We start from the raw sequence: 22,758 nt of genomic DNA on the forward strand, positions 1-22,758 counted from the left end.
ATATCATGGTGACGATGGACCTGATTGAAGCGTGTCGAACGTTCACCGCCGTCAGCGAACTGGGCAGCATGACGCTCGGCGCCGAGGCGACCGGAGCCCCACAGCCGGTGGCCAGCAGGCGGATCGCCGGGTTGGAGAAGCGGTTCGGAGCCCGACTCTTCGACCGAACTGGGCGTGGAGTGAGCCTGACGCCCTTCGGACAGGACATGCTCGCCTCGGCGAGGCGCTTGGTCGATCTCGCCGATACGATGATGCTCGATGCCGATCGAGCCAGACTGCGACCGGTGTCTCTGACCGTTCCGACCTCGTGCACGACGAGGGACCTCGCAGTACTCACCGCCTCGGCGAGTTCAGCCGGGATCAGCATCGACATCCACTCCGCGCCACCGGCACGACGCATCGACGATCTGTCCGGACGTCGGGTGAGGGCGGCGCTGCGAGCGGTGCCCGAGGCGGAGGGGGACTGGACCGTGCCACTCGGATGCGCCCACCGAGCGTCCCTGGCCGGCCCGGTGCGTCTTGACATGCTGCGACGGGCACGGTCGCAGGTGTCAGGAATCGGTCCGCAGCTGTCGGGGAAGCGCCTGCGTCTGCTGGTCGAAGACAACGTTGCGCATGTGCGTGACCGGATTCGTCGTGCGGCGGAGACGATGGGCCTGCTCCCGTATCAGGTGGTGACGGACTCGTCGGATCCCGCGGCGGTGGCTGCAGTGCTCGGCGATGGTGATCTGCTGCTGTGCAGCGCCGCCGAGTCACGGGACCTCGGGCTCAGCTGGAGCCCTCTGCTCGAACCGGCCGTGGTCAGAGGCTATGCCCTCGCCGCGACCTCCGATGATGACGCGGAAGCGCTGGGGGCGTTCGGCGAAGAGATCGCCGACTGCCTCGGCGGCGTCCCCGCGGGGACTCGAGGCGCAGGCGTCCCCGCGGGGACTCGAGGCGCAGGCGCCCCCGCGGGGACGCGGGGTGCAGGCGTCCCCGCAGGGACGCGGGGCGGCGAACCCTCTGCCGGGACGCTGCGGGCCGGCAAGCCATCTACCGGGACGCGGGCCGGCAACTCTGATGACGTGCAGAGGCGAGGAGGATCGCAGTGAATGGAGATGCTCGAGTCATCCATGACGTCAACGCGCAACTGGCCGCCGCAGGGCTGAGCGCCACCATCGTGGTGCGTGACCTGGACAGCGGACGGGAGCTCTCCACCGCCGCCGACGTCATCATGCCTTTGGCCTCCGTGGTCAAGGTTCCGATCGCATTGGCGTTGCTCAATCGCATCGCCGCGGGAGCGCTCGACGGAGCGCAGGTGGTCACGATCCGACCCGACAGGTTCGAAGGCGACGGGCCGACGGGGACGAGTCGCTTCCGGCACCCCGCGAAACTGGCCCTCGAAGATCTCCTGATGCTGTCCGTGAGCTTCAGCGACAACACCGCCACCGATGCTCTCCTCGACATGGTGCCTCCGGGCGAGATTCAGGCTGACCTTGAGCAACTGGGCCTGCACGGCATCCACATCAGGCACCGCCTCGGCGCTCTGGTCAAGACTCCGCTGGAGAGTCTGCCGGCCTCCGACGCCCACCTCGCCTACGACCTTGCTCGGGGCGGTCCGAGCCGGGGTGAGGGGCACCGGATCTGGCAGCTCGATGCCACCCGCGCGAATATCGGCACCGCCGCGGGGCTGACCGACCTTCTGCAGGAACTCTGGCGGCCTGCCCGGATCGACCTGACAGTCGCCTCGCGGCTGCGCAGTCTGCTGGCCGGCAACATCATCAGGCACAGGCTCGCGCCGGAGTTCTCCTCGGACGCGATGACCTGGTCGTCGAAGACGGGAACCCTGCTGCATCTGCGCCACGAGATCGGAGTCGTCGACCACGCCGACGGGCGCTCCATCGCAGTCTGCGTCCTCAGCGAGTCGAGCAACCCGGCCGCGGCACAACCCGCGGCCGAGGCCACACTCGGTGCGGCGGCCCGTGCAATGCACGACCTGCTCCGGTGACTGTGCCGACCTGCTCGGGTGACTGTGCTGAAACGAAGAAGCGTCACGGCCACCCGTCTGTGAAACTTCCCGGAATCCTTGCTGACGCCGGTGTCAGTCAGTGCGTGGGGCCTGTCTCTAACATTCTCTACGTCAGTGTGGGCAAATGGTCGATTCTCGCGCCACAATCGACCATCTGCCCACACTCACGCCGCGTCGGGCAGGCCGCTGTCGCTCAAGACGGGTTGCTCACGCCGAGTCGGGCGGGCCGCTGTCGCTCAAGACGGGACTCACGCCGCGTCGGGCGGGCCGCTGCCGCTCAAGACGGGCTACTCACGCCGCGTCGAACCTCAGAACGCCGCGTCGGGCGGGCCGCCGCCGCTCAAGGCAGGCTGCTCACGCCGCGTCACACGATCAGAACGCCGGCAGGACCGAACCGTCCTTCCACTTCGTCTCGATGAACTTCTTCACCTCGGGGGAGTGGAGCAGCTCGTCGAGCTTCTTGATGTTCTCGTCGTCCTTGTTCTGAGTTCGCGCGGCGAGGAAGTTGCCGTAGGGGTTGTCCTCGGCGTCTTCGAGGACGATCCCGTCCTTGGCCGGATTGAGCCCGGCTTCCAGGGCGTTGTTGCCGTTGATGACCGAGGCGTCGACATCCTCGAGGGTGCGTGCCAGCTGAGCGGCATCGGCTTCGATGAATTCGACGTTCTTCGGGTTGTCGGCAACGTCGGAGAGCTTGGCATCGACGGCATCGACACCGTCCTTGAGGGTGATGAGTCCGGCCTTTTCGAGCATCTTCAGCGCACGCCCCTGATTGGCGGGATCGTTGTTGATGCCGATCTTCGCGCCCTTCGGAAGATCCTCCACATCCTTGACGGACTTCGAGAACAGGGCGAAGGGTTCGAGGTTGATCGGGTCGAATGCAGTCAGCTCGTAGCCCTGGCCTTCGACCTCGGAGTCGAGGTAGGGCTTGTGCTGGAAATAGTTGGCGTCGATGTCACCATCGGACAGGGCCTTGTTCGGCAGGGTGTAGTCCGTGTACTCGGTGACCTCGATGTCGAGGCCGGCGTCCTCTGCGAGGTTCTCGTCGACGTAGCGCAGGATGTCGCCCTGCGGCACCGGGGTGGCGCCGACCGTCAGCTTGGTGATGTCGCCGTCCTCCTCACCGACGGTGTCCGTTCCGCCGCCGACGAGGCCGCAGCCCGACAGCAGCAGGGTCGCACTCGCGGCGATGGCGATGAGCTTGGTCTTCATGTTTCTCCTTGATTTCAGTGGTTCGTCAGTGTGGTGAGTCCGTGGATGCGCCTGTGAGGCGGAGCGATGTGCATGTGAGGCGAAGCGATGTGCCTGGAACGCAGCCCTCGAGGTGCGCTGACGCTCAACGGTGGTCGACGGCGCGGGCGATGCGGTCGCCGACGAACTGGATAAGCGTGACGATGACGACGAGCACGATGATGCAGGCGATCATCGTGTCGCCCTGATAGCGGTTGTAGCCGTAGGAGATCGCCAGCGCACCGAGGCCGCCGCCGCCCACTGCACCGGCCATCGCGGTATAGGACACCAGAGTCACCGAGGTGACCGTAGCGGCTCCGATCAGGCCCGGCTTCGCCTCGGGGACGTAGACCTGACGGACCACCTGCCCGTTCGAGGCTCCCATCATCAATGCCGCCTCGACCTTCCCTTCCGAGACCTCACGCAGTGAGTTCTCGACGAGGCGGGCATAGAAGGGGATCGCCCCGACGGTCAGGGACACCACGGTCGCCTGCCAGCCCAGAGCCGAGCCGACGACGAATCGAGCGAACGGGATGAGGGCGATGATGAGGATGATGAAGGGGATCGAGCGCGTGATGTCGACGATGAACGACAGCACGCGGTAGAGCACGGGACGAGCCGTCAGCCCGCCTTTCGAGGTCGTGAACAGCCAGATGCCCAGCGGCAGACCGAACAGGACCGCCAGCCCCGTCGACCAGGCGGTCATGAGCAGGGTCTCGATGGTGGCGGGCAGCATCTGCTGCGTGATCGCGGGATTGTCGAACCACATCGGATCGTTCATCAGGCTGCCTCCTCCGCATAGATTCCTTCGGCTTCCAAGGCTGTGATGAGCTCCTTCGCGTCCTCGGCTGTGGCCACCGTGAAGCGGATCCGGCCGACCTGCCTGCCCTCGACGGTTTCGACGGCACCGGCGAGGATGGCATCGGCGCTGACGCCGACGGACTGTGCACCGGTCAGGACCTGCGGCAGGCTGGTGCCGGCCAGAGACACCTCGACGAGGCGGGCCATCGACCCGGAAGCACCAGCACCGTCGGAGCCCTCAGCGCCGTCCGAGCCTTTGTCGTCGAGACTGATGGGTGGAAGGGGGACGAGATCCTTGGCCAGGATCGAGCCCGGCTCGGAGATCACCTCGGCGAGGGTGCCGGTCTTGGCCACGCGACCGTCGGCGAGCAGCGTCACCGAGTCGCAGATCTCGCGGATGACGGACATCTCGTGGGTGATGATGAGGACGGTGATGCCCAGGCGCTCGCGCAGAGAGCGGATGAGGCCCAGGATCTGGTCCGTCGTCGAGGCATCCAGCGCCGAGGTGGGCTCATCGCACAGCAGGACCTTGGGTTCGGCGGCCAGGGCACGGGCAATGCCCACGCGCTGCTTCTGTCCGCCGGAGAGCTGGGCGGGATAGTTGTCGGCCCGGTCGCCGAGGCCGACGATCTCGAGCAGCTCACGGGCCTTGGCCCGCCGTTCGGCCTTGGAGACCCCGGCGATCTGCAGCGGATGGGCCACATTGGCCAGGGCGGTGCGCGAGTCGAGGAGATTCACGTGCTGGAAGACCATGCCGATGCTGCGGCGCGCCTCACGCAGCCCCGAGCCGGATTGGTCGGTGACGTCTGACCCGTCGATGGACACGGTGCCGGAGGTCGGGGCTTCGAGGCCGGTCAGGCAGCGGATGAGTGTGGACTTGCCGGCACCGGAGCGGCCGACGATGCCATGGATCTCTCCGGCGGGAACCGATAGATCGATCGCCTCCAGGGCAATGGTGTCGCCGAAGACCATTCGCAGATCGCGCAGCTCAATCACAGGCATCTCCTCGTAGGGGCGGGATCGTGGACGTTCACAGGGCGTGCCCGTGCCGGTCACGCCACGTGGATCGGCAGGCCTTCGGCCTGGGATCCGGGCATGACGGTTAAAGGTTCAGCAACGCCGATGATTCAGCATGTCAACACATCGGGTCTGTGCCCCATGCGGGCGTCACAAAAAGACGCACAACGCGGGTTTTCGTGACGAAAGACACGCGGTCTAATCCACCCCTGACTTGGGGGTCGATGCCGCGGCTGCAGATCGGGCAGCGGTTATGGTGCCTTCTTTGCCCGTGCATCTTCTAGGGCGAAATAGATTTCGTCGTGAGCTCGAATGGAGTCGACCCCCAGGCCATCCAACTCTTCTGTGATGAGAGCCAGGAGGACATGGATGAGTGCGGAGGCTGCAACAAGTGACGGGAAGTGCGAGCTTCCCTCGGCAGGAATGACCAACATGTCATCGATGAACGGCGTCAAGTGGGAGAACCGAGTATCAGAGATGAGCATGACGCGAAGTCCGCGGGTTTTCGCCACCTTGGCAATCGCCTCGAACTCCGCAGGAGTGCGCCAGAAATTCATAATGAGGATGACGTCGCCGACTGTGGCCGAGGACATTGCTGTGTGCGCTGCCTTGCCGCCCCATCCCACGGGTACCGTCGTGAGGCCCAGTCGCGCACCGACATGTGCGAACTGGGTCAACGGTCCCAAGTAGCTTCCTGACCCATAGAGAAGAATCTTCGCCAAGGTGTCGGGCCCGTCATGGGTGCCATGGATCAGGTTGAGTGCAAATCTGCGGCATGCCTCTGGGTCGAGTGACTTCCTCAAGTTGTTCATGGTGACGACATCTGAGAGAAGCGCAGCGTCGATGACTGAACCTTCATGTTCGGAATGAATCTCCAACAAGTCGTTGGCGTCGAGGTCGGAGAGGAACATTGCGCGAAGTTCCTGTTGTAGATCGGTCCACCCATTGCATCCTAGCAACTTTGCACTACGCATAACGGTAGCCGGATCCACACCGACCCGGCGAGCGAAATCAGCGACCGTAGCGGAAGATGCATACTGCGGAGATCCCGCCAGTGCGCGTACGACACGCGATGATTGCTTCCCTAGGTTGCGTTGGCCGATCTTGGAGAGGATCCATCCTTCCACGCGATTCATCGTGTCCGGTGCCTGAGATTCGGTCCCATCAGCGGAATTTTCGTATTGCATATTACCTACTTTGCAATATAGCCTCATATTTGTCACAGAGTCGTGCCCATCAGATATTGAGGAACCTGCACATGTCAGAGACGCGTTCCCTGAGCCGGCCCGGGTTCGGAATCCGTACGCTCAATGTAATCGAGAACGTAGGGAACCGCCTACCGCATCCGGTCTGGCTCTTCGTCATACTTTCGATCATTCTTGCGCTGGCCAGCGCCCTGCTGAACCTCGCTGGTGTCGTCGCAGTCAAGCCTGATGGCGACGAGGCGCCCATCAACAACCTCGCTAGCATGGAGGGTATTCGCTTCGCGTTCTCCAGCGTGATCGACAACTTCATGACCTTCCCGCCGCTGGGTGTCGCCCTCGTCGCGCTGCTCGGCCTGGCCGTAGCGGATCGTTCGGGCCTGATCACGGCATTCATGCGTCAGTCCCTGGCTCGAGTGTCACCGCGGTTCCTCACCCCGGTCGTGGCCTTCACCGGATCGCTGGCACACGTGGCGGGAGATGCCGGGTACATCATCCTCATCCCACTCGCGGGGATCATCTATCGGTCGATGGGACGCAGTCCCATCACCGGTGCTCTCGTTGCCTTGGTCTCGTTGTCGGGCGGAGCTTCAGCCAGCCCGATTCTCATTCCCAATGACGCTATCTTCTCCGGCTTGACAACAGCCGCCGCACAGACAGTCGATCCAGACTACGTGATGACGCCGGTCGGCAACATCTACTTCACCGTCGTCTCGTCTCTGTTTCTCACTCTCGTCATCACTGTCGTCGTCGATGGCTTTCTATCCAAGCGCATCGAAGCGAGGCTGCCGGTCAACACCACCGCCAACGAGGAGGTTCGCCATGAGCCGCTGTCGACCATCGAGATTAAGGCACTGCGGAATGTTGGAATCGCGCTTGTTGCGTATGTGGTCGCCATCGTCCTCGCGATGGTGCCTACCGGATCCCCGCTGCGTGGCGAGGACGGCGGGATCATCGATTCGGTGCTCATCAAGAGCGTCGCAGTGTTCCTCGCCCTGTTCTTCGCGATCGCAGGAACGGTCTATGGGATCACCACCAAGAAGATCCGGACCAGTTCGGACATTCCAGATCTGGCCGCCGACGGGCTCAAGGACATCACACCCATCTTGGTGCTGTTCTTCGCCGTCTCACAGTTCCTGGCCTACTTCAACTGGACCAATATCGGAACGCTCATCGCCACGCGCGGTGCGCATTTTCTCGAGGGAATCGACGCTCCCGTCCCTGTCATCTTCGGCGGTATGCTGCTCATCGTCAGCGTCATGAATTTCTTCATCACCAGCGGCAGCGCCCAATGGTCGCTCGTCGGCCCCGTATTCGTCCCGATGTTCATGCTTCTGGACATCTCCCCGGAGACAACCACCGCGCTCTACAGAATCGCTGATTCCTGCACGAACATCCTGACTCCTATGAGCCCCTACTTCGCGCTGACCATTGGAATCATGCGCGGATATCGCAAGGATATCGGAATCGGCAGTCTCTTCTCTCTCACTTTGCCACTGTCGATCGCGCTCTTCGTCGTGTGGACCGCCGTCTTTGCCCTTTGGTATCTCATCGGGCTCCCACTCGGTCCCGGAGCACCGGTCCGCTGAGCAGGCTGAGCACACCGCTGAATGAACCCTCGAACTGAAAGAGAAGAAGTGAGCGACCTACCCTTCGTCCGACAGCCCACTGTCGGCTCAGATGACTTTGCCGGTTGGCGAATCTCGCCGTCGACTTACGGCGCTCAACGCACCTTCGACTATGAAGTGCCCGCGTCCCCACAATCGCTCTACATCTCGATGCCCGACAGGGTTCGGCTGGCGGCCGACGTCTTCCTCCCCTCCGCGTCTGGGAGGCCGGTTGAAGGCCGGCGTCCGACAATCCTGATCTTCACTCCCTACTACCGCCGATTCGCGGTCGTTCCCGGCGCCGACTCGTCAGCGGTCGAAGTCTCGCCAAACACCGCTCGCTACCGAGACCTGTTCACGCCCGCCGGTTACAACGTCGTGGTCGTTGACGTGCGCGGTACGGGTGCAAGCTTCGGCCACAGGGAGGGGTTCCGGTCACCCACCGAACGCAACGACTACTGCGAGGTGGCCGAGTGGGTATGCCGACAGGTCTGGTCGGACGGGCGAGTAGGCGTCACCGGGATCTCATATCTCGGGGCAGCATCCGATTTTCTGGCGAGCACAGGACATCCTGCTGTGAAAGCGATCGCGCCACTGTTCTCGGTGTGGGACACCTATGAGAACAACTACTTCCCTGGTGGAGTCCAGCTGTTCGATCTCATCGAGTCCTATTCACAGCTGATGATCGGTTTGGACCAAGACGATCGAGAGGCGATTCGACCGTACGCATCGTACGCCCACCCAGCGTTCGACGGACCGGCACCTGTTGACGCGGATACCGGCGAAGAGGACCGGGACGCAGCAGTTCTGGAGCACCGGGGGAACTACCGTCACGCCGACATGATGCGCGAATTCGTCATGAGGGAAAGACCGCTGTCGTACGATCCCGACTATTCGTCAGCAAGCTTCAGCCCCTATTCCTACAGCGACGGCATTCGACCGGACGTGGCGATCTATTCTGTCTCGGGCTGGATGGATGGTGCCGGATACGCAAATGGTGCGATATCGCGATTCCTGACGAAGAATCGGAACCCGCATCACTTGCTGCTCGGACCGTGGGACCATGGCGCACGCAGCCATGTTTCGCCGTGGAGCGACACAGGGGCACCCGATGAATCGTGGTGGTTCGAGATACTCCGGTTTTTCGACGAGTACCTTTCCGGTCAGGACACGGGAATCCGAGACGAGGCCGCGATCCACTTCTACGCACTGCATGCCGAAGAATGGCGGTCGAGTCCGTCCTGGCCGCTGGCCTCCTCCTCAACACGGTATGAACTGGCCTCCGACGGTAGGCTGAGACCACAATCGACGATCGGCGCAGCCGGTGAGGCAGCCACTCAGTCGAATTCGCGGGCTCCCCAGAGCACGCCCGATGGCGATCTCGTCGGCTTCATCGTCGACTTCGGCGCGGGGACCGGACGCAACACTCGTTATGAGCGCATCGCGGGTAAGTTGGTATCGAGATACTACTCCGATTGGCAGGGTCGAACTGATCATCACCTCGCCTTCGAAACGCCTGTGCTGAATACAGATCTTGAACTTACGGGACATGCGATCGCCACCCTCCACCTGTCGAGCAATCAGCCTGACGGAACGGTGTTCGTCTATCTCACCGAGGTCGAGTCGGACGGAACCGAACGCTATGTCACGGAGGGGCTCCTGCGCCTCATGCACCGATTCGAGTCGGACAACCCGAGCACCGTCGAGACCGATTGGCCCTACCGTTCCTTCAAGGAACGCGATGCGCGACCGATGATCCCGGACAAGCAGGAGACGGTGCGCCTCCCCCTCCTTCCCACGGCTTGGAGCTTTTCGTCAGGCAGCACTGTTCGTCTGTCGATCGCCGGTGCCGATGCGGACCATGCAACTCAGAGCCCGCACGGTCGTCCACCTCGACTCGTGCTCGGCATCAACGGCCCGTCCACCATTGAGTTCCCGACCCGCTGACCGAATGCTCTGAACCGCTGCAAACATCATATTTCGCTCGTCGCTGAGCCTCATTTAGGAGACCAACTGCTTTTCAACCCCGCTTCTCGCGCAGATCGCTGCACTTCCATGATCGTCACGCCCCAGCCCGAAGCCACCGACGCAGGTGCCATGGTCATGGGCAACGGTGGAAATGTCGTCGATGCGATCGTTGCAGCGTCCCTGGTCCAATCGGTAGTCGATCCGCTGATGTGCGGAATCGGTGGCATGGCGGTCATCAACATCACGACTCCCGACGACGAGCGAATTGTCATTGACGGCTTGGGGGCGAGCCCGTCGGGCGTCACCACCGACATGTGGGAGTCCGATCTGCTGGGCCCCACACCCGACGGATTCGGATTCAGGGTCAAAGATCACGTCAATGAAACCGGCCCCCAATCGGTCATGACGCCCGGAACCCTGCGGACCCTCGCCGCTGTGCACAACCGTTTCGGGTCGCTGCCTTGGTCGGACCTGTTCAGTGAGGCGCTGCGATTGGCCGAGGACGGTTGGATCGTCCGGCCCCATCTTCAGACACTGATGATCCAAGACGAGACACAATACGGTCGCATGAATTTCGGCGACAAGTTGACCTCGACGCCCGACGGACAGCGCATCTACGCACCTAACGGAGGGCTCCCCAGGTTGGGCGACATCATCACCAACCCCGACCTCGCCGAGGTGCTGAAGCATATCTCGACTCGCGGCGCCGAAGACTTCTATCACGGAGAGCTGGCACGGGCGATCAGCGACAGCGTGCAAGCCGACGGCGGTGTGCTCAGTGCCGAAGACCTTGACACCTACACGATCAATGAGCTGACACCGATCACCGGACACTACCGAGGCTTGGAGCTCTCCCTTCCCCCGCAGCCTGCCGGAGGCGTGCAGACCATGCAGACTCTGGGGATCATGGACCACCTCGACCTGTCGTCCCTCGACCACAACAGTCCCGAGCATCTGATGGTCATCGCCGAAGCGATGAAACATGCCCTGCGCGACAAGGAGGATCTGTGGAACCGTGCCAAGTCCACGGATAACGACTATGCTGCTCTGCTTGATAAGTCGCGTCTGGAGTCGACCGCCCATCGGATCCGGAAGGGTGAGAAGGCGGACGTCGACGGGCCGCGGTACGAGTCCAGGCACACAACGCATCTCAACGCCATGGATTCCGAAGGCTTCACCGTCTCACTGACGCATACTCTGGGCAATCCCTCGGGTTATATTCCCCGCAACCTCGGTTTCATGCTCAACGGCGGAATGAGCACCTTCGATCCACGTCCGGGCACCGCGAACTCAATCGAGCCCGGCAGAAGGCGCAACACCACGTCGTGTCCCACCATCGTCTTCGATGACGCCGGTCCTATGATGGCGGTCGGCGCTCCCGGAGCTTCATGGATCACGCCGGCAATCGTGCAGACGATTTCGAACGTAGTCGATTTCGGGATGAGCATCCAGGAAGCGGTCATGGCCCCGCGAGCCGTATCCACCTCGAACATGATCGACATCTCCAACCGGATCCCGCGTTCGACGGAACTCGGACTGCATGGGCACGGTTATGGGGTGAGACGTTCTCCGTTGAGCTACGCTTTCGCCGGAGTCCATGCGATCACGAGGCTCGATGGTCTGCTGGCAGGAGCCGCCGATCCACAGCGCGACGGGTATGCGGCCGGCGTCCGCTGAGCAGCCCAGGATCGCCCACCGTCCTCACCACGGTCAGCTGATGGACGGGCACCGATTCGGCTTTGAGCCACCTCGGCGGGCAACAGGGGCCGGAGATGACCGGAATGTGAACTCTGGTCAAAACCGTGGGGTGGGACCCTTGCAGTTCGCGGACTCGTAACCTCATCGTCATGTCGCCACCGTATTCGTTGGTAGCTCAGGTCCGGGCCAGTGGTGAATTCGGCGCTCGGGCGAGGACGCTGAGGGGATCACCGCATGCTCGAGGACACCACCAGAATCGCCGCGATCGTTCCCTGCCACAACGAGGAGATCACGGTCGCGAAGGTGGTCCGCGATCTCAAGACGGCCGTGCCCGGAATCACGGTCTACGTCTACGACAACTGCTCGAGTGACCTGACCGCACGGAGGGCCGCCGAGGCGGGGGCGTTCGTGCGCAGGGAGAACTCCCCGGGCAAGGGCAATGTCGTCAGGCGCGCCTTCGCCGACATCGACGCCGACATCTACGTGATGATCGACGGCGACGACACCTACGAGGCCTCCCACCTGCCCGAGATGATCGAGACCCTGATCTCGGGCCCCTACGATCACGTGCTCGGCGTGCGCCAGGACAACCAGGAGTCGACGTCCTACCGGCCCGGCCATGAGGTGGGGAACCTGATGTTCAATCGCCTCACCGGGTGGCTGTTCCAGTCCGAGGTCACCGACATGCTTTCGGGCTACAGGGTGTTCTCGCGCCGGTTCGTGAAGTCGTTCCCTGCGATCAGCAAGCGCTTCGAGATCGAGACCGAACTGACCGTGCACATGATGTCGCTGCGCCTGCCCAGCACCGAGGTGGCCATCGATTTCCGTGACCGTCCCGATGGCAGCGAGTCGAAGCTGTCGACCTTCAAAGACGGCTTCCGCATCCTCGGACTCATCTCGGCCCTGGTCAGACACGAACGGCCGAGGCTGTTCTATGGCGTCATCACGACGGTCCTGGCCATCGCGTCCCTGCTGTTCGGGCTGCCCGTCGTCTGGGAGTTCTGGCAGACGGGTCTGGTGCCGAGGTTCCCGACGGCCATCCTCGCCGCCGCTCTCATGGGCTTGGCGTTCCTGCTCGGCAGCGTCGGGCTGACATTGGACGGTCTGCGGCGGGCGAGGCGTGAGACCTCACGGCTGGCATACCTGGGACTGCCGGCGGTGTCCTCGCCGGCCGAGGCGAGATCCCATCCGACGACCCAGCCGACGACCCAGCCAAGTTCCCAGCCGAGACCCCAGCCGACGACCCAGCCGAGACCCCAGCCCAGGGCCCAGCTCGCCTCATGACCGAACCGACCTCGCAACAGCGGTCGGCGGTCGGGAAGAGACTGCACTCCGCGACCTCCTCGGCGCTGGCCTGGGACATCGTTCTGGCTCTGATCACGGTGGCATGGTCCTTCGTCTTCATCCGACTCTTCTTCCCTGGTCGTGTGAACGTCGACATCGCCAACCAATACCTCCAGGCGATCGGCACGATCCCGGTCACCGACTGGCACCCGCCGATCATGAGCCTCGTGTGGGGAGCGCTCATCGACCTCACGGGCCAGGCGGGCAGTCTTCTCGTGGCCCAGGTGGCTATGCTCGGCCTAACAAGCTGGCTGGTCGGAGTCCTGGCGCACCGGCAGGGGGCGCCGAGGTGGGTGTCTCTGCTGGGGCCGGCCGTCATGCTGACTCCCTGGGTGCTGTCACAGATGACGACCCTGTGGAAGGACACGCAGATGGCCGTGGCTCTGCTGTTGGCCGTCGTCCTGCTCATCATCGCCAGGGCGGTGCCGAAGGCGTGGGTTCTGTGGATTCCGGCCGTTGTGCTGCTCGTCTACGCATTGGAAGTGCGCAAGAACGCCGTCTTCGCCATCGTCCCGATCGCGATCTACGCGGCCTTCTGTCTGGTGGAGCGGTTCAACCGATCCGAGCGACCGGACCCTGGCGGAAACCGGCTCGGCGGCCGGCTCAGCAGCCGACTCCGTCGCTTTTCTCGTCGGCGGTCGCTCCTGTCGATCGCCGCACTGTCCTTGGCCGTGCTGGCGATTCTGGGGGTCGGCGTCAAGGCCACCGATGCCGCGATCGGATCTGCGGTCGATGTGAAGCCCACGGGACAGATCTCGCAGATCTTCCTCGACGATGTGATGTTCTCGGTTCCCGACGCACAGCTGCAGGCCTCCGATGCTCCGGCCGAGCTCAAGGACCACATCAGCTCGGCCCGCAACACATGCCTGGAACGAGGAGAGATCTGGGACGCCTACTGGAACTGCTACGGCAGGGGAGTGTCCGGCAGAGCCTTCAGTCCCATCGCCTTCCAGGGCGAACTCAAAGACCTGTGGCTGTCGGAGGTGATCACTCATCCCGTCCGCTACCTCGAATATCGCACCGCCGTGTTCTCGACCTACTTCTTCACGTCCTCGCTCGAATACTGGGAGGCCGACTGGGACGGGGACGCAGTGAAGGCGGGGATCGCAGCCGGCAGCACCAAGGCGGAGTACATCTTCAAGCCCTATGTCGAGGACTTCGCGCTCGCCACGTTCCCGATGCTGTTCAAACCCTGGTTCTGGTCCCTCCTCGCGGTCGTCGTGCTGGGCATAGCCTGGCGCACCCGGCCCGTACGCGCCCACCCCGCACGCACCCGGCCCGCACACACCCGGCCCGCACGCGAGCAGCCCCAGCGACAGCGGAATCTCGCGCCCGAGCAGCTCCAACGGCAGCGGAACCTCGCGCCCGAGCAGCCCCAGCGACAGCGGAACCTCGCGCCCGAGATCACGACCTTGGCCACCTCGGCGCTGTGCTACGTCTTCGGGTACTTCCCCATCGTCCCGGCCAACCATTTCAGGTACACGTTCTGGCCGGCGCTCGCCGTCACCGTCGCAGTGGTCTTCGTGCTCGCCGGGTGGCGGAGACGACGATCGGCGGGCAGGTCGCGATCATCGGGCGCGCCGCGATCGTGGGCGTTCAGCGAGTCCGGAACCTAGCCGACTAGAGTTGGTGTCTGTAATGAAAGAGTCAATTTCGGCCCGTATGCGGCGCCTCGCGGGGGAAGCGTTCAAGTTCCTCACTGTCGGTGGTCTGGGATACATCGTCGACGTGGGTCTCTCGAACGTCCTCGCCTACGGCCTGGGCTCGATCCCCGCACTGCTCGATGGCAGCCCCATCAAGTCGAAGATCGTCTCCACCGTCATCTCCATGATGGTCGTCTGGACCGGCAACAAGCTCTGGACGTACGGCGACCGCGCCACCGGCTCGAATCTGCGCGGCATCTCGCTCTTCGTCGTCGTCAACATGGTCGGCATGGTCATCACCGTCATCCCGCTGGGCGTGACCTGGTACCTGCTCGACATGCGCGACCAGCTGACCTACAACATCTCGACGAACATCATCGGCGTCGGCCTGGCCATGCTCTTCCGCTTCTACGCCTACCGCACGTGGGTGTTCAAGGACGCGACGCCGGCCGCCGAGGTGGTCGTGGAGCTGGACGAGTCCCGCACCGTTCCCGACGACCGGGACTGAACCTTTCCCGCCAGTTTCGCCGACACAACGGTGGAGCGCCGAGACTTTTGTGCGTGCACCGTTGCCTCGGCGCTGCACCGTTGTCGCGGCGAAACTATCTATTGATCTGTATAACACAAACAGTTATATTAACGACATGGATGCTCTCGCAGCCCTCGCTGATCCGGCTCGTCGCCGTATCGTCGAGTGCCTCCGCGACAGTGAGGTGTCCGCCGGCGAGCTCGCCGACGTGATGGAGGCGGAGTTCGGGCTCGTCCAACCGGCCACTTCGCGTCATCTGCGGAGACTCCGTGAGACGGGGCTGGTGCATTCCCGTCCCGACGGCACGAGTCGCCTCTACTCCCTCGATCCCGGTGCCCTGCGTGACATAGCCGTGTGGCTCGAACAATTCCGGGGACTGTGGAGCGATGCCCTGTCCTCCCTCGACGCCGAGGTGCAGCGAGGTAAGTCTTCCAGGAGGAGTGCGGCACCATGAATATCACCGACGAGATCAACCAAGTGATTCGCAAGGTCACAACCAGCGGCAGCTCGCATCAGGTTGTTCTGGAGCGTGCCTTCGACACCGATGCCGCCGATCTGTGGGATGCGTGCACGAGTCCCCAGCGACTCGCGCGATGGTTTGAACCGGTGCGCGGCGACCTCACACCTGGTGGCCGGTATGCCCTGACAGACAGTGGCACGGAGGGCGACATTCTGCGATGCGCAGAACCCCGGCACCTGGCCATCACATGGGAGTACCAGGGGGATGTCAGCCACGTTGATGTCGACTTCATCCCGACTGCGAACGAGCGCACTGTGCTCCGGGTGACCCATCATGTTCCTCCCAACGACCATTGGGAGGCCTACGGTCCCGCGGCAACTGGTGTGGGCTGGGAAGAGGGGTTGCGAGCTCTGTCGCTGCATCTCGCGGGCGGTGCTGGATCTGCCCCTGACGAGTTGGAGGATTTCGCTAGCACGCCCGAGGGCCCGAGGCTGACTCGTCTGGTAGCGGCTGCTTGGGGGTGGGCAGACCAGGAAGCGGGAACATCAGAGAGCGATGCGAAGGCGCGAGCATTGAAGACGGCGGCCTTCTATCTGGACGAGACATGAAGCCTCCAATCGCTCCGGTGGGGAAAGTGGCAAGCAGGACACCTCTGCTTGCTCGAGGATCGAAGGCGAGTGCTTGCTCGAGGAAGGAAGACGAGCGCTTGCGTAAGGATCGAAGACGAGAGGGGAACAGAGTGATGGGCGAAAAGGCAACCAGCGTTGATGAGTACCTTGACGGGGTCGATCCGGCATTCCGAGCGGAGCTTGAGCGGATTCGTGCGCTCGTGACCGGGCTCGTTCCGAGCGCTGAAGAATCGTTGAGTTACCGCATGCCGACCCTGAAATACAAGAACCGTGCGCTGGTGTATTTCACTGCTTCGAAGAAGCACATGAGCCTGTTCCCCTCGTCTTGGGCGATCGAAGAATTCAAGGACCGCCTGGCGGACTACAAGACCACCGTTCACGCGATTCAGTTCACGCTGGAGAAGCCGCTGCCCAGCGAACTGATCGAGGACCTCGTTCGCTTCCACGCGCGCCAGATTGACGCAAACCGGCAATGACCGAACCGGCAGTGACCAAACCCGGCAGTGACCGAAACGGCTCAACCGTTCCCTGAGGAATCCGGAGAACCTCACCATGAAATTCACCATCTCGCTTGAAATTGCGCTGCCGAGGGAGGCTGTCAGCGAGCTTCTCAGCGACCCCGCACACAGGCCGAAGTGGTTACGAGGCTTGGTGCTTCATGAGCCGATTCGCGGCACGGATGGGCACGTCGGCACCGAATCGAGGGTTGTGTTCCGATCGGGGCAAGGGTCGATGGAGTGCACCGAAACCATCACGCGTCGAGAACCGGCGAATCTGCACGGAATCGCTTCCGATCAAGTCATCCATTTCGCGCGCGAGATCGTCGCGAACGGCATGTGGAGCTCCGCACACGAGCAGCTGACCGAGAGCGGTCCGGAGGCCACCCTGTGGGTCAGTGACAACGAATACCGGTTCAAGGGTCTGCTGAGATTCGCGGCTCCCTTGATGCGCGGCGTCTTCATCAAGCAGACACGCCAACATATGCAGGACTTCAAGGCTTACGCCGAGGACGGAACTGACGTCCGCGAATCGAAGGACTGATCGCGCGGTGCAGTCGGCGGCTACTTCCGCAGCCGTCGGTAAGCCCGAGCCGACAGCGGCATGAACACTGCAGTGATCGCCAGCGGCCAGGCGATGGCTGCCACGATCCCGTAGTCGGCTAGCCACCCGCCGGTGATTCCGGAAGGATTGCCGAACAGATCGCGGACGGCCGTCGCTGTTGCCGATATGGGATTCCACGCCGCAACCGCGCCCAGCCAGTCGGGCATGAATTCCGGGGCGACAAAGACGTTGGAGAGGAACCCGACCGGCCAGACGAGCACCTGCACGAGCACGGTAGCACCGTCATGTCTGCCCGCGGTGAGCCCGAGGAAGATGCCGACCCACAGGACGGCGAAGCGCAGCCACAGGAGCAGAGCCACCGCGAGGAGACCGGCAAGCGGGGAGTTCGTCGCCCTCCAACCGAGCAGCAGTCCGCCGATGATGAGGATGGCGATCTCGACCATCGAGCTGACCATATCGGCTCCGACTCGTCCCAGTGAAACCGAGGCGTCGCTGATGGGCATCGACCGGAAGCGGTTGGTGATCCCCTTCTTCGCATCTGCAGCCATCGAGGTCATCGTGGTTTCGAGGCCGAACATCATGGCCAAGGTCATCATGCCCGGGAGCAGGAAGCCGATGTAGTCGCCGCCGCCGGGCAGTCGGATGGAGCCGCCGAAGATGAAGGCGAACATGAGCAGCAGCATGATGGTGAACAGCAGGCCGAAGATCGGCGTCCACGGCTGGCGGACCCAATGGGCGAGGTCTCTGCGGGTGAGGATCAGGCCCTCTCTGACAATGCTCATGCGTGCTCCTTCTCCGTCAGAGCGAGGAAGACCTCGTCCAAGGTGGGTCGGCGCAGGACGATGTCGTCTGCGATGATTCCTGCGTTGTCGAGGCGGCGGATGACCGTGCTGAGGTCGCGAGAGCCGCGTGTCGCCGGGTAGGTGACGACGCCGGTCTCCTCGTTCAACTCCACTTCGTTCGTCTCGTCGGCTGCTGCTCCATCTGTCGCGCCCGTCCCGGCTCCGGCCCCTGTTCCAGCGTGAAGAGCGCGATGGATGGCCCGAGCCTTCGCCTCGTCGCCTGCAGTGATCTCGATTCGGTCGCCCCCACGCTGCTGCTTGAGTTCGCTCGGCGTGCCCTCGGCGATGATCCTGCCGGCTTTCATGATCGAGATCCGATCCGCCAGAACATCGGCCTCCTCGAGATGCTGCGTGGTCAGCAGCACGGTGGTGCCGCGATCGGCGATCTCGCGCACGGAGTTCCAGACGTCTGTGCGTCCGCGAGGATCGAGGCCGGTGGTCGGTTCATCCAAGAAGAGGATGTCGGGGTCAAGGATCATTCCCACGGCGATGTCGAGGCGTCGGCGCATTCCTCCCGAATAGGTGCTCACGGCACGGTCTGCCGCCTCGGTGAGGGAGAACTTCTCGAGCAGCTCATCGGCTCTCGAGGCGGCCTCGCGACGGGAGAGTCCGAGCAGCTGGCCGAACATCACAAGATTTTGGCGGCCGCCGAGGATTTCGTCGAGGGCTGCGCTCTGGCCGATCAGTCCGATGCGGCGGCGCACCTCGGTGGCCTGGGTGCAGACGTCGAAGCCGACGACCTCTGCACTGCCCTCGGAGACCTCGACGAGCGTGCTGAGGATGTTGACCAGTGTCGACTTTCCTGCGCCATTCGGTCCGAGTAAGCCATGGATCCGTCCGGCTGGGATGTCGATCGAGAGCCCGTCGAGGGCGCGCACCTTGCCGTAGGTCTTGACCAATCCTGCGGCTCGAAGCGCCGGACATCCACGGGGTCGTTCGCCTGTTTCGCGCATACAGATTCCTAACTAGTAACACTGTACGGAGTTGTTCTGGTTGAAACATTCTACACCGCACGGAGTAGACTGCAAGAATGAATTCCGACGCTGATTCGCAACGGTTCGATCCGGAGAGCGCCGACGTGGTCCTGCGCCTACTCTGGCGCGATCATCTCGACGTCGAGCAGGGTCGGCGTGGGCCGCGCCGCAAGCTCAGCGTCGATCAGGTCATCGATGCCGCGATCGTCCTCGCCGACGCAGACGGACTTGAGGCGCTCTCGATGCGCAAGGTCGCCGAGGCGGTCGGAGTCTCGGTCATGTCCCTGTACAGCTATGTGCCGCACCGGTCAGGTCTGATCGGGCTCATGGTCGACAAGGTCATCGGTCTCAGTCCACGGCCCGAGCATTCGGGGTCGTTGGCGGACCGGGTGCGCACCTTCTCGGAAATTCTCTGGGACGAGTATCACCGGCATCCGTGGTTGGTCGATGCGCAGTCGCATCGGCCGTGGATCGGCCCCGAGATCTCCGCCCGCTATGAATGGGCGCTCGAAGCCTTCGAAGGCACCGGACTCGATGACATCGCCATGGACCACACGGTCGCGCTCATCGAGTCGCATGCCGCAGCCAGCGCCGCGAACAGCATCAACGCGCAGAGGCTCGAACACAGCTCCGGGGTCAGCGATCTGGACTGGTGGAATGCCAACGCCCCGCTCCTCGAGCAGGTCATGCCTGAGGGTTCGTTCCCCGTGTCAGGCCGAGTCGGGTCTGCGGTGGGGGAGAAGTACCAGGCAGTGACCAGTCAGAGAGCCGTCTATGAATACGGGCTCGAGACCATCATCCTCGGTGTCACGACTCAGCTGCAGAGTCGTACCTGAGGCCCCCACGCTGACTCCCTCGACACAACGATGGAGTCCCGAGACGCTTGTGCGTGCACCGTTGGATCGGCGCTGCACCGTTGTCTCGGCGAAGAGTTCAGGAGTACCGCAGTCTTCGGTAGGCGGTGACGACCGGTGTGGGCGCGAGGGTCCGCAGTTCGGCGCGGATGAGCAGGCGCTTCTGCTTCCACACCGCGCTGCGTCGGTTCGGCAGCTGACCTGCCCTGGCCCGGGTGGCCAGCAGCTGCAGATGGTGACTCAGCCGTCCGTCGTCGGAATGGAAGTAGTTCTGAGCCAACCACGCCGAGGTGGGGAAGCCGATGGTCCCGGCCGCGACTTCGGCGAGGGTGCCGGTGGCGCCGGAATCGGCAAAGGCCTCATTGAGCAGATCCCTGTCGACGCCGAAGTCCGAGATCAGCAGGGTGGGAATGCCGCGGTCGAAGGCCTCCAACGCAGCCGTCGACGACACTGTCACCAGGGCGGCACCGGGCACGAGGAACTCATCGAGGGGCCCATAGCCGAGCTCGATGCACTCAGCTCCGGGAACCCCCTGGACTCGCAGGGACTGAAGGATGCCGACGTACGAGTGCAGTTCGTGATGCGTCTCGTGCTCGCCGGGCCTGGAACGCATCTTGACCACGGCGGTCGAACCAGGGTGACGAGAGGCGAACTCGGCGAGGGCGCGCACGATCGATTCGCGGTCGGCCAGGGATTCGGGCACCTTGGCCTGCGGGGCGAACACGAGTGTCCGGGGGACATTGCCGGCCGTCACAGTTGTACGCGATGCAGGGGACCCGGAAGCGCCGGTCGGTTGAGATGCGCCGGTCGGTTCGGATGCGCCGGCGGCGTCTGTTGGTTGGGGGATCCCCTCCGAGCGGAGCATCGGCAGGCGGGCCAGGTAGATCTCACAGGGCACCTGCGTGAGTGCACTGACATGGGTGTACTGGGCCACCTCGGCGAAGGAATGGGTGATGAACGCATCCATCAGGCGGCGGTAGTTCATGCCCTTGTTGCTGGCGGGCAGGCCCATGCCGGGCAGCCCCGAGACCAGTGCCGGGCGGTGCTCGAGCCGATGCGCGGAGACGAAGAGCTGCGCGACGATCGGGCCGGTGGCGGCGCCGAGGACGATGTCGGCGCGGTGTTCGGCGATGATGCGGGCAACCTCGGTGCGGGCGACGATCGGAATGCTGCGCTCAGCCCAGGACGTGCCGGCGGTGGCATTCGCGATCTGCTCAGCGGTGGGCAGGATGGGGCTGTCGATGAGGTAGACGTCGGCCTCGATGCCGGGCAGGGAACTGAGCAGCTGTGTCGCCCATTTGAGGTAGGACTCGCTGTCGGAGAAGGAGACGATCCGCACGGGTTCGTCTGTGGGTGGGTTAGGAATCGACATCTGCCTTGACCGATTGGGCGTTGAGGGACTTACGCAGATTATCTGCGGAGGCTCCGGTCCACCATTCCGGCGGGATCTCCGTGACGCTGATCGTCACGTCCGGGTTGAGGACCGACAGGGAGATCGCTGCGGTGCTGGGGAGGCTGCGGATGGTGGAATTCGGCGGCAGGTTGATCAGGCGCAGTTCGATCGGCAGACCGACGTGTTTGATCCGCACACGCTCGTCGCGGTCGAGTTCGGTGAGGAACTCGTCGGTTTCGCGGCGGTGCGGGTAATAGGTGATCGGACCGTCCGCGACGAGTCCATCGAGCCAGGAGCGGTAGGCGTCTTCGCGGATCAGCCCATCGGCAACCAGTGCCGAGCCGATGACGGGGTTGTCCCGGGGGTGGCTTCCGCCGGTCGGCAGGGTCTGCAGGTGTTCGAACCGGTGGCGGGTGATCTCTCCGCCGGTCTTGAGGAAGTCCGTGCGCATGGACTTCGACACCGGCAGTGCGGTGTGCCAGCGCAGCTTGCTCGCCGGAGCCAGTCCACGCAGTCGGTCCGCGACATGAGCGGCCATGATCGCGCGGGAGGTTTTCAGCTTCTGCCTCGGCCGGACCAGGGGACCGTTCTTGCTGGTGAGGATCTCGATCGCCGAGTACGTGGCCAGGCCGTCATCGAGGACGACGACCTCGGGCATGCGCCGCTCAAGGTAGGCCAGGGTCAGCGCCTTGTGCACCTGGCCGGAGCAGACATCGCCGAGGTAGATGCGGTCCGGGGACTGTCTGCGCAGCACTCCGGGCTTGGCCCCTCCCCGTTCGAGCCGGACGTTCCTCGGCAGCCAGTCGGTGTCGAAGGCGTCGAGGAACGAGGTCATGCCCTTGGCATTGGGGCGCGCACGGATGAGCATGTCCTCCTCGGGCTCGTTGGCCTCGAGCGCGGACAGGAACTGGAGGGGCGATTCGACGAAGGCGATCGACGTTCTTCGTCCAGTCTTCCCCTTCTCAGCCTTCATCTCCGGCGTCCCTTCGGCTGGTGCCGTGTTGCCTGTGGCCATCATGGATTCAGCAATTCCTCCGCTGCGATGTCATTTCCGCCTCCACTGTCGCTGGCTCGTCTCACGCTGTCGCTGGCCCGTCTCACGCTGTCGCCGGTCTTGCCGGCGCTGCTTCTTCTTCCTTCGGCTTCTTGCCACCAATCTAGCCTCCGTGGGGAAACCTCCGGTGGATCGCAGGTGAACGAGATGAATTCCGGAGCCGAAACTGCGGTGAGTTGGTGTGGCGGTGGTCGGCGACGCTCCGACGGCGGCCGCGGCTGTGACTGCGGTCACCGAGGTGACACCACCGGTGAAGTGCCTCGTGACTGCCACGTGAACGCTTGCGCAACGTCAGGCAAATTCGGCTTTTGAGCTCGTCGATTCGGCCACGTGCCATGGAACATGGAGGACGACCTCGGCGCAGGTGGGGGAATGGCGAATCAGATGATGCCGTCGACTCCGGAACCGGTGCAGGGACTGATCGCGGCTGCGATCGGACCCGAGGC

The 22,758-nt window shown here is 63.5% G+C and carries 21 protein-coding genes; 13 read left to right on the forward strand and 8 right to left on the reverse strand.

Annotation, left to right across the window (positions count from 1 at the left end; translation table 11 throughout):
* Positions 1-14: 14 nt before the first annotated feature.
* Both BKA07_RS07650 and BKA07_RS07655 read left to right on the forward strand, forming a co-directional pair.
* Positions 15-1,091, forward strand: coding sequence for a LysR family transcriptional regulator (locus tag BKA07_RS07650; protein ID WP_209043900.1), 1,077 nt, complete (start codon positions 15-17; stop codon positions 1,089-1,091).
* Entirely contained in the window at positions 1,088-1,987 is a 900-nt protein-coding gene (locus BKA07_RS07655) for a serine hydrolase (RefSeq protein WP_167950380.1), read from the forward strand. The genes BKA07_RS07650 and BKA07_RS07655 overlap by 4 nt, the downstream gene beginning before the upstream one ends.
* Positions 1,988-2,380: 393 nt before the next feature.
* Here the strand turns inward: BKA07_RS07655 and BKA07_RS07660 are convergent, their stop codons facing one another.
* From BKA07_RS07660 to BKA07_RS07675, 4 genes are all read right to left on the reverse strand, one after another.
* Positions 2,381-3,217 (reverse strand): MetQ/NlpA family ABC transporter substrate-binding protein, encoded by an 837-nt coding sequence (locus BKA07_RS07660; protein WP_167950381.1) that lies wholly within the window; start codon positions 3,215-3,217, stop codon positions 2,381-2,383.
* A 124-nt stretch (positions 3,218-3,341) separates the two neighbouring features.
* Positions 3,342-4,016, reverse strand: coding sequence for a methionine ABC transporter permease (locus BKA07_RS07665; RefSeq protein ID WP_167950382.1), 675 nt, complete (start codon positions 4,014-4,016; stop codon positions 3,342-3,344).
* A complete protein-coding gene (locus tag BKA07_RS07670) occupies positions 4,016-5,032 on the reverse strand; it encodes an ATP-binding cassette domain-containing protein (protein WP_167950383.1) in 1,017 nt (338 codons plus the stop codon). Before BKA07_RS07670 ends, BKA07_RS07665 begins: the two co-directional genes overlap by 1 nt.
* A gap of 272 nt (positions 5,033-5,304) precedes the next feature.
* Positions 5,305-6,240, reverse strand: a complete 936-nt coding sequence (locus tag BKA07_RS07675; protein ID WP_167950384.1) for a MurR/RpiR family transcriptional regulator — start codon at positions 6,238-6,240, stop codon at positions 5,305-5,307.
* 71 nt (positions 6,241-6,311) lie between these two features.
* Between BKA07_RS07675 and BKA07_RS07680 the strand changes: the two genes are divergently transcribed.
* The 10 genes from BKA07_RS07680 (at position 6,312) to BKA07_RS19775 (ending at position 17,174) form a co-directional block, all read left to right on the forward strand.
* A complete protein-coding gene (locus BKA07_RS07680) occupies positions 6,312-7,844 on the forward strand; it encodes an AbgT family transporter (protein WP_167950385.1) in 1,533 nt (510 codons plus the stop codon).
* A 48-nt stretch (positions 7,845-7,892) separates the two neighbouring features.
* Positions 7,893-9,809 carry a CocE/NonD family hydrolase gene (locus tag BKA07_RS07685; RefSeq protein ID WP_209043902.1) on the forward strand — a complete coding sequence of 639 codons (1,917 nt, stop codon included), beginning with the start codon at positions 7,893-7,895 and terminating at the stop codon, positions 9,807-9,809.
* A gap of 108 nt (positions 9,810-9,917) precedes the next feature.
* Entirely contained in the window at positions 9,918-11,507 is a 1,590-nt protein-coding gene (locus tag BKA07_RS07690) for a gamma-glutamyltransferase family protein (protein ID WP_167950387.1), read from the forward strand.
* 255 nt (positions 11,508-11,762) lie between these two features.
* Positions 11,763-12,812, forward strand: a complete 1,050-nt coding sequence (locus BKA07_RS07695; RefSeq protein WP_167950388.1) for a glycosyltransferase — start codon at positions 11,763-11,765, stop codon at positions 12,810-12,812.
* The gene (locus tag BKA07_RS07700) at positions 12,809-14,488 is read left to right on the forward strand and encodes a hypothetical protein (RefSeq protein WP_167950389.1); all 1,680 of its coding nucleotides are present in this window, start codon (positions 12,809-12,811) and stop codon (positions 14,486-14,488) included. Before BKA07_RS07695 ends, BKA07_RS07700 begins: the two co-directional genes overlap by 4 nt.
* Before the next feature lie 22 nt (positions 14,489-14,510).
* On the forward strand, positions 14,511-15,023 hold the full coding sequence (locus BKA07_RS07705; RefSeq protein ID WP_245161877.1) for a GtrA family protein: 513 nt from the start codon (positions 14,511-14,513) through the stop codon (positions 15,021-15,023).
* 136 nt (positions 15,024-15,159) lie between these two features.
* Entirely contained in the window at positions 15,160-15,498 is a 339-nt protein-coding gene (locus tag BKA07_RS07710; protein WP_167950390.1) for an ArsR/SmtB family transcription factor, read from the forward strand.
* A complete protein-coding gene (locus BKA07_RS07715) occupies positions 15,495-16,112 on the forward strand; it encodes an SRPBCC family protein (RefSeq protein WP_167950391.1) in 618 nt (205 codons plus the stop codon). Before BKA07_RS07710 ends, BKA07_RS07715 begins: the two co-directional genes overlap by 4 nt.
* Before the next feature lie 134 nt (positions 16,113-16,246).
* Entirely contained in the window at positions 16,247-16,609 is a 363-nt protein-coding gene (locus tag BKA07_RS07720; protein ID WP_167950392.1) for an iron chaperone, read from the forward strand.
* Between the two features lie 76 nt (positions 16,610-16,685).
* The gene (locus BKA07_RS19775) at positions 16,686-17,174 is read left to right on the forward strand and encodes an SRPBCC family protein (RefSeq protein WP_167950393.1); all 489 of its coding nucleotides are present in this window, start codon (positions 16,686-16,688) and stop codon (positions 17,172-17,174) included.
* 20 nt (positions 17,175-17,194) lie between these two features.
* Here the strand turns inward: BKA07_RS19775 and BKA07_RS07730 are convergent, their stop codons facing one another.
* Entirely contained in the window at positions 17,195-17,977 is a 783-nt protein-coding gene (locus tag BKA07_RS07730; protein ID WP_167950394.1) for an ABC transporter permease, read from the reverse strand.
* Positions 17,974-18,990: an ATP-binding cassette domain-containing protein gene (locus BKA07_RS07735; RefSeq protein ID WP_167950395.1), complete on the reverse strand. Its 1,017-nt coding sequence runs from the start codon at positions 18,988-18,990 to the stop codon at positions 17,974-17,976. Before BKA07_RS07735 ends, BKA07_RS07730 begins: the two co-directional genes overlap by 4 nt.
* Before the next feature lie 77 nt (positions 18,991-19,067).
* On the opposite strand from BKA07_RS07735, the gene BKA07_RS07740 reads away from it, so the two are divergent.
* Complete coding sequence (locus BKA07_RS07740; protein ID WP_167950396.1) at positions 19,068-19,847, forward strand: TetR/AcrR family transcriptional regulator; 780 nt, start codon at positions 19,068-19,070, stop codon at positions 19,845-19,847.
* A gap of 97 nt (positions 19,848-19,944) precedes the next feature.
* Here BKA07_RS07740 and BKA07_RS07745 read toward each other — a convergent pair whose 3' ends face one another.
* The gene (locus BKA07_RS07745; protein WP_209043903.1) at positions 19,945-21,237 is read right to left on the reverse strand and encodes a DUF6716 putative glycosyltransferase; all 1,293 of its coding nucleotides are present in this window, start codon (positions 21,235-21,237) and stop codon (positions 19,945-19,947) included.
* Positions 21,224-22,276 (reverse strand): polysialyltransferase family glycosyltransferase, encoded by a 1,053-nt coding sequence (locus BKA07_RS07750; RefSeq protein WP_245161879.1) that lies wholly within the window; start codon positions 22,274-22,276, stop codon positions 21,224-21,226. Before BKA07_RS07750 ends, BKA07_RS07745 begins: the two co-directional genes overlap by 14 nt.
* Positions 22,277-22,758 lie beyond the last annotated feature (482 nt).

The sequence above is a fragment of the Brevibacterium marinum genome (assembly GCF_011927955.1).
GTDB lineage: Bacteria > Actinomycetota > Actinomycetes > Actinomycetales > Brevibacteriaceae > Brevibacterium > Brevibacterium marinum.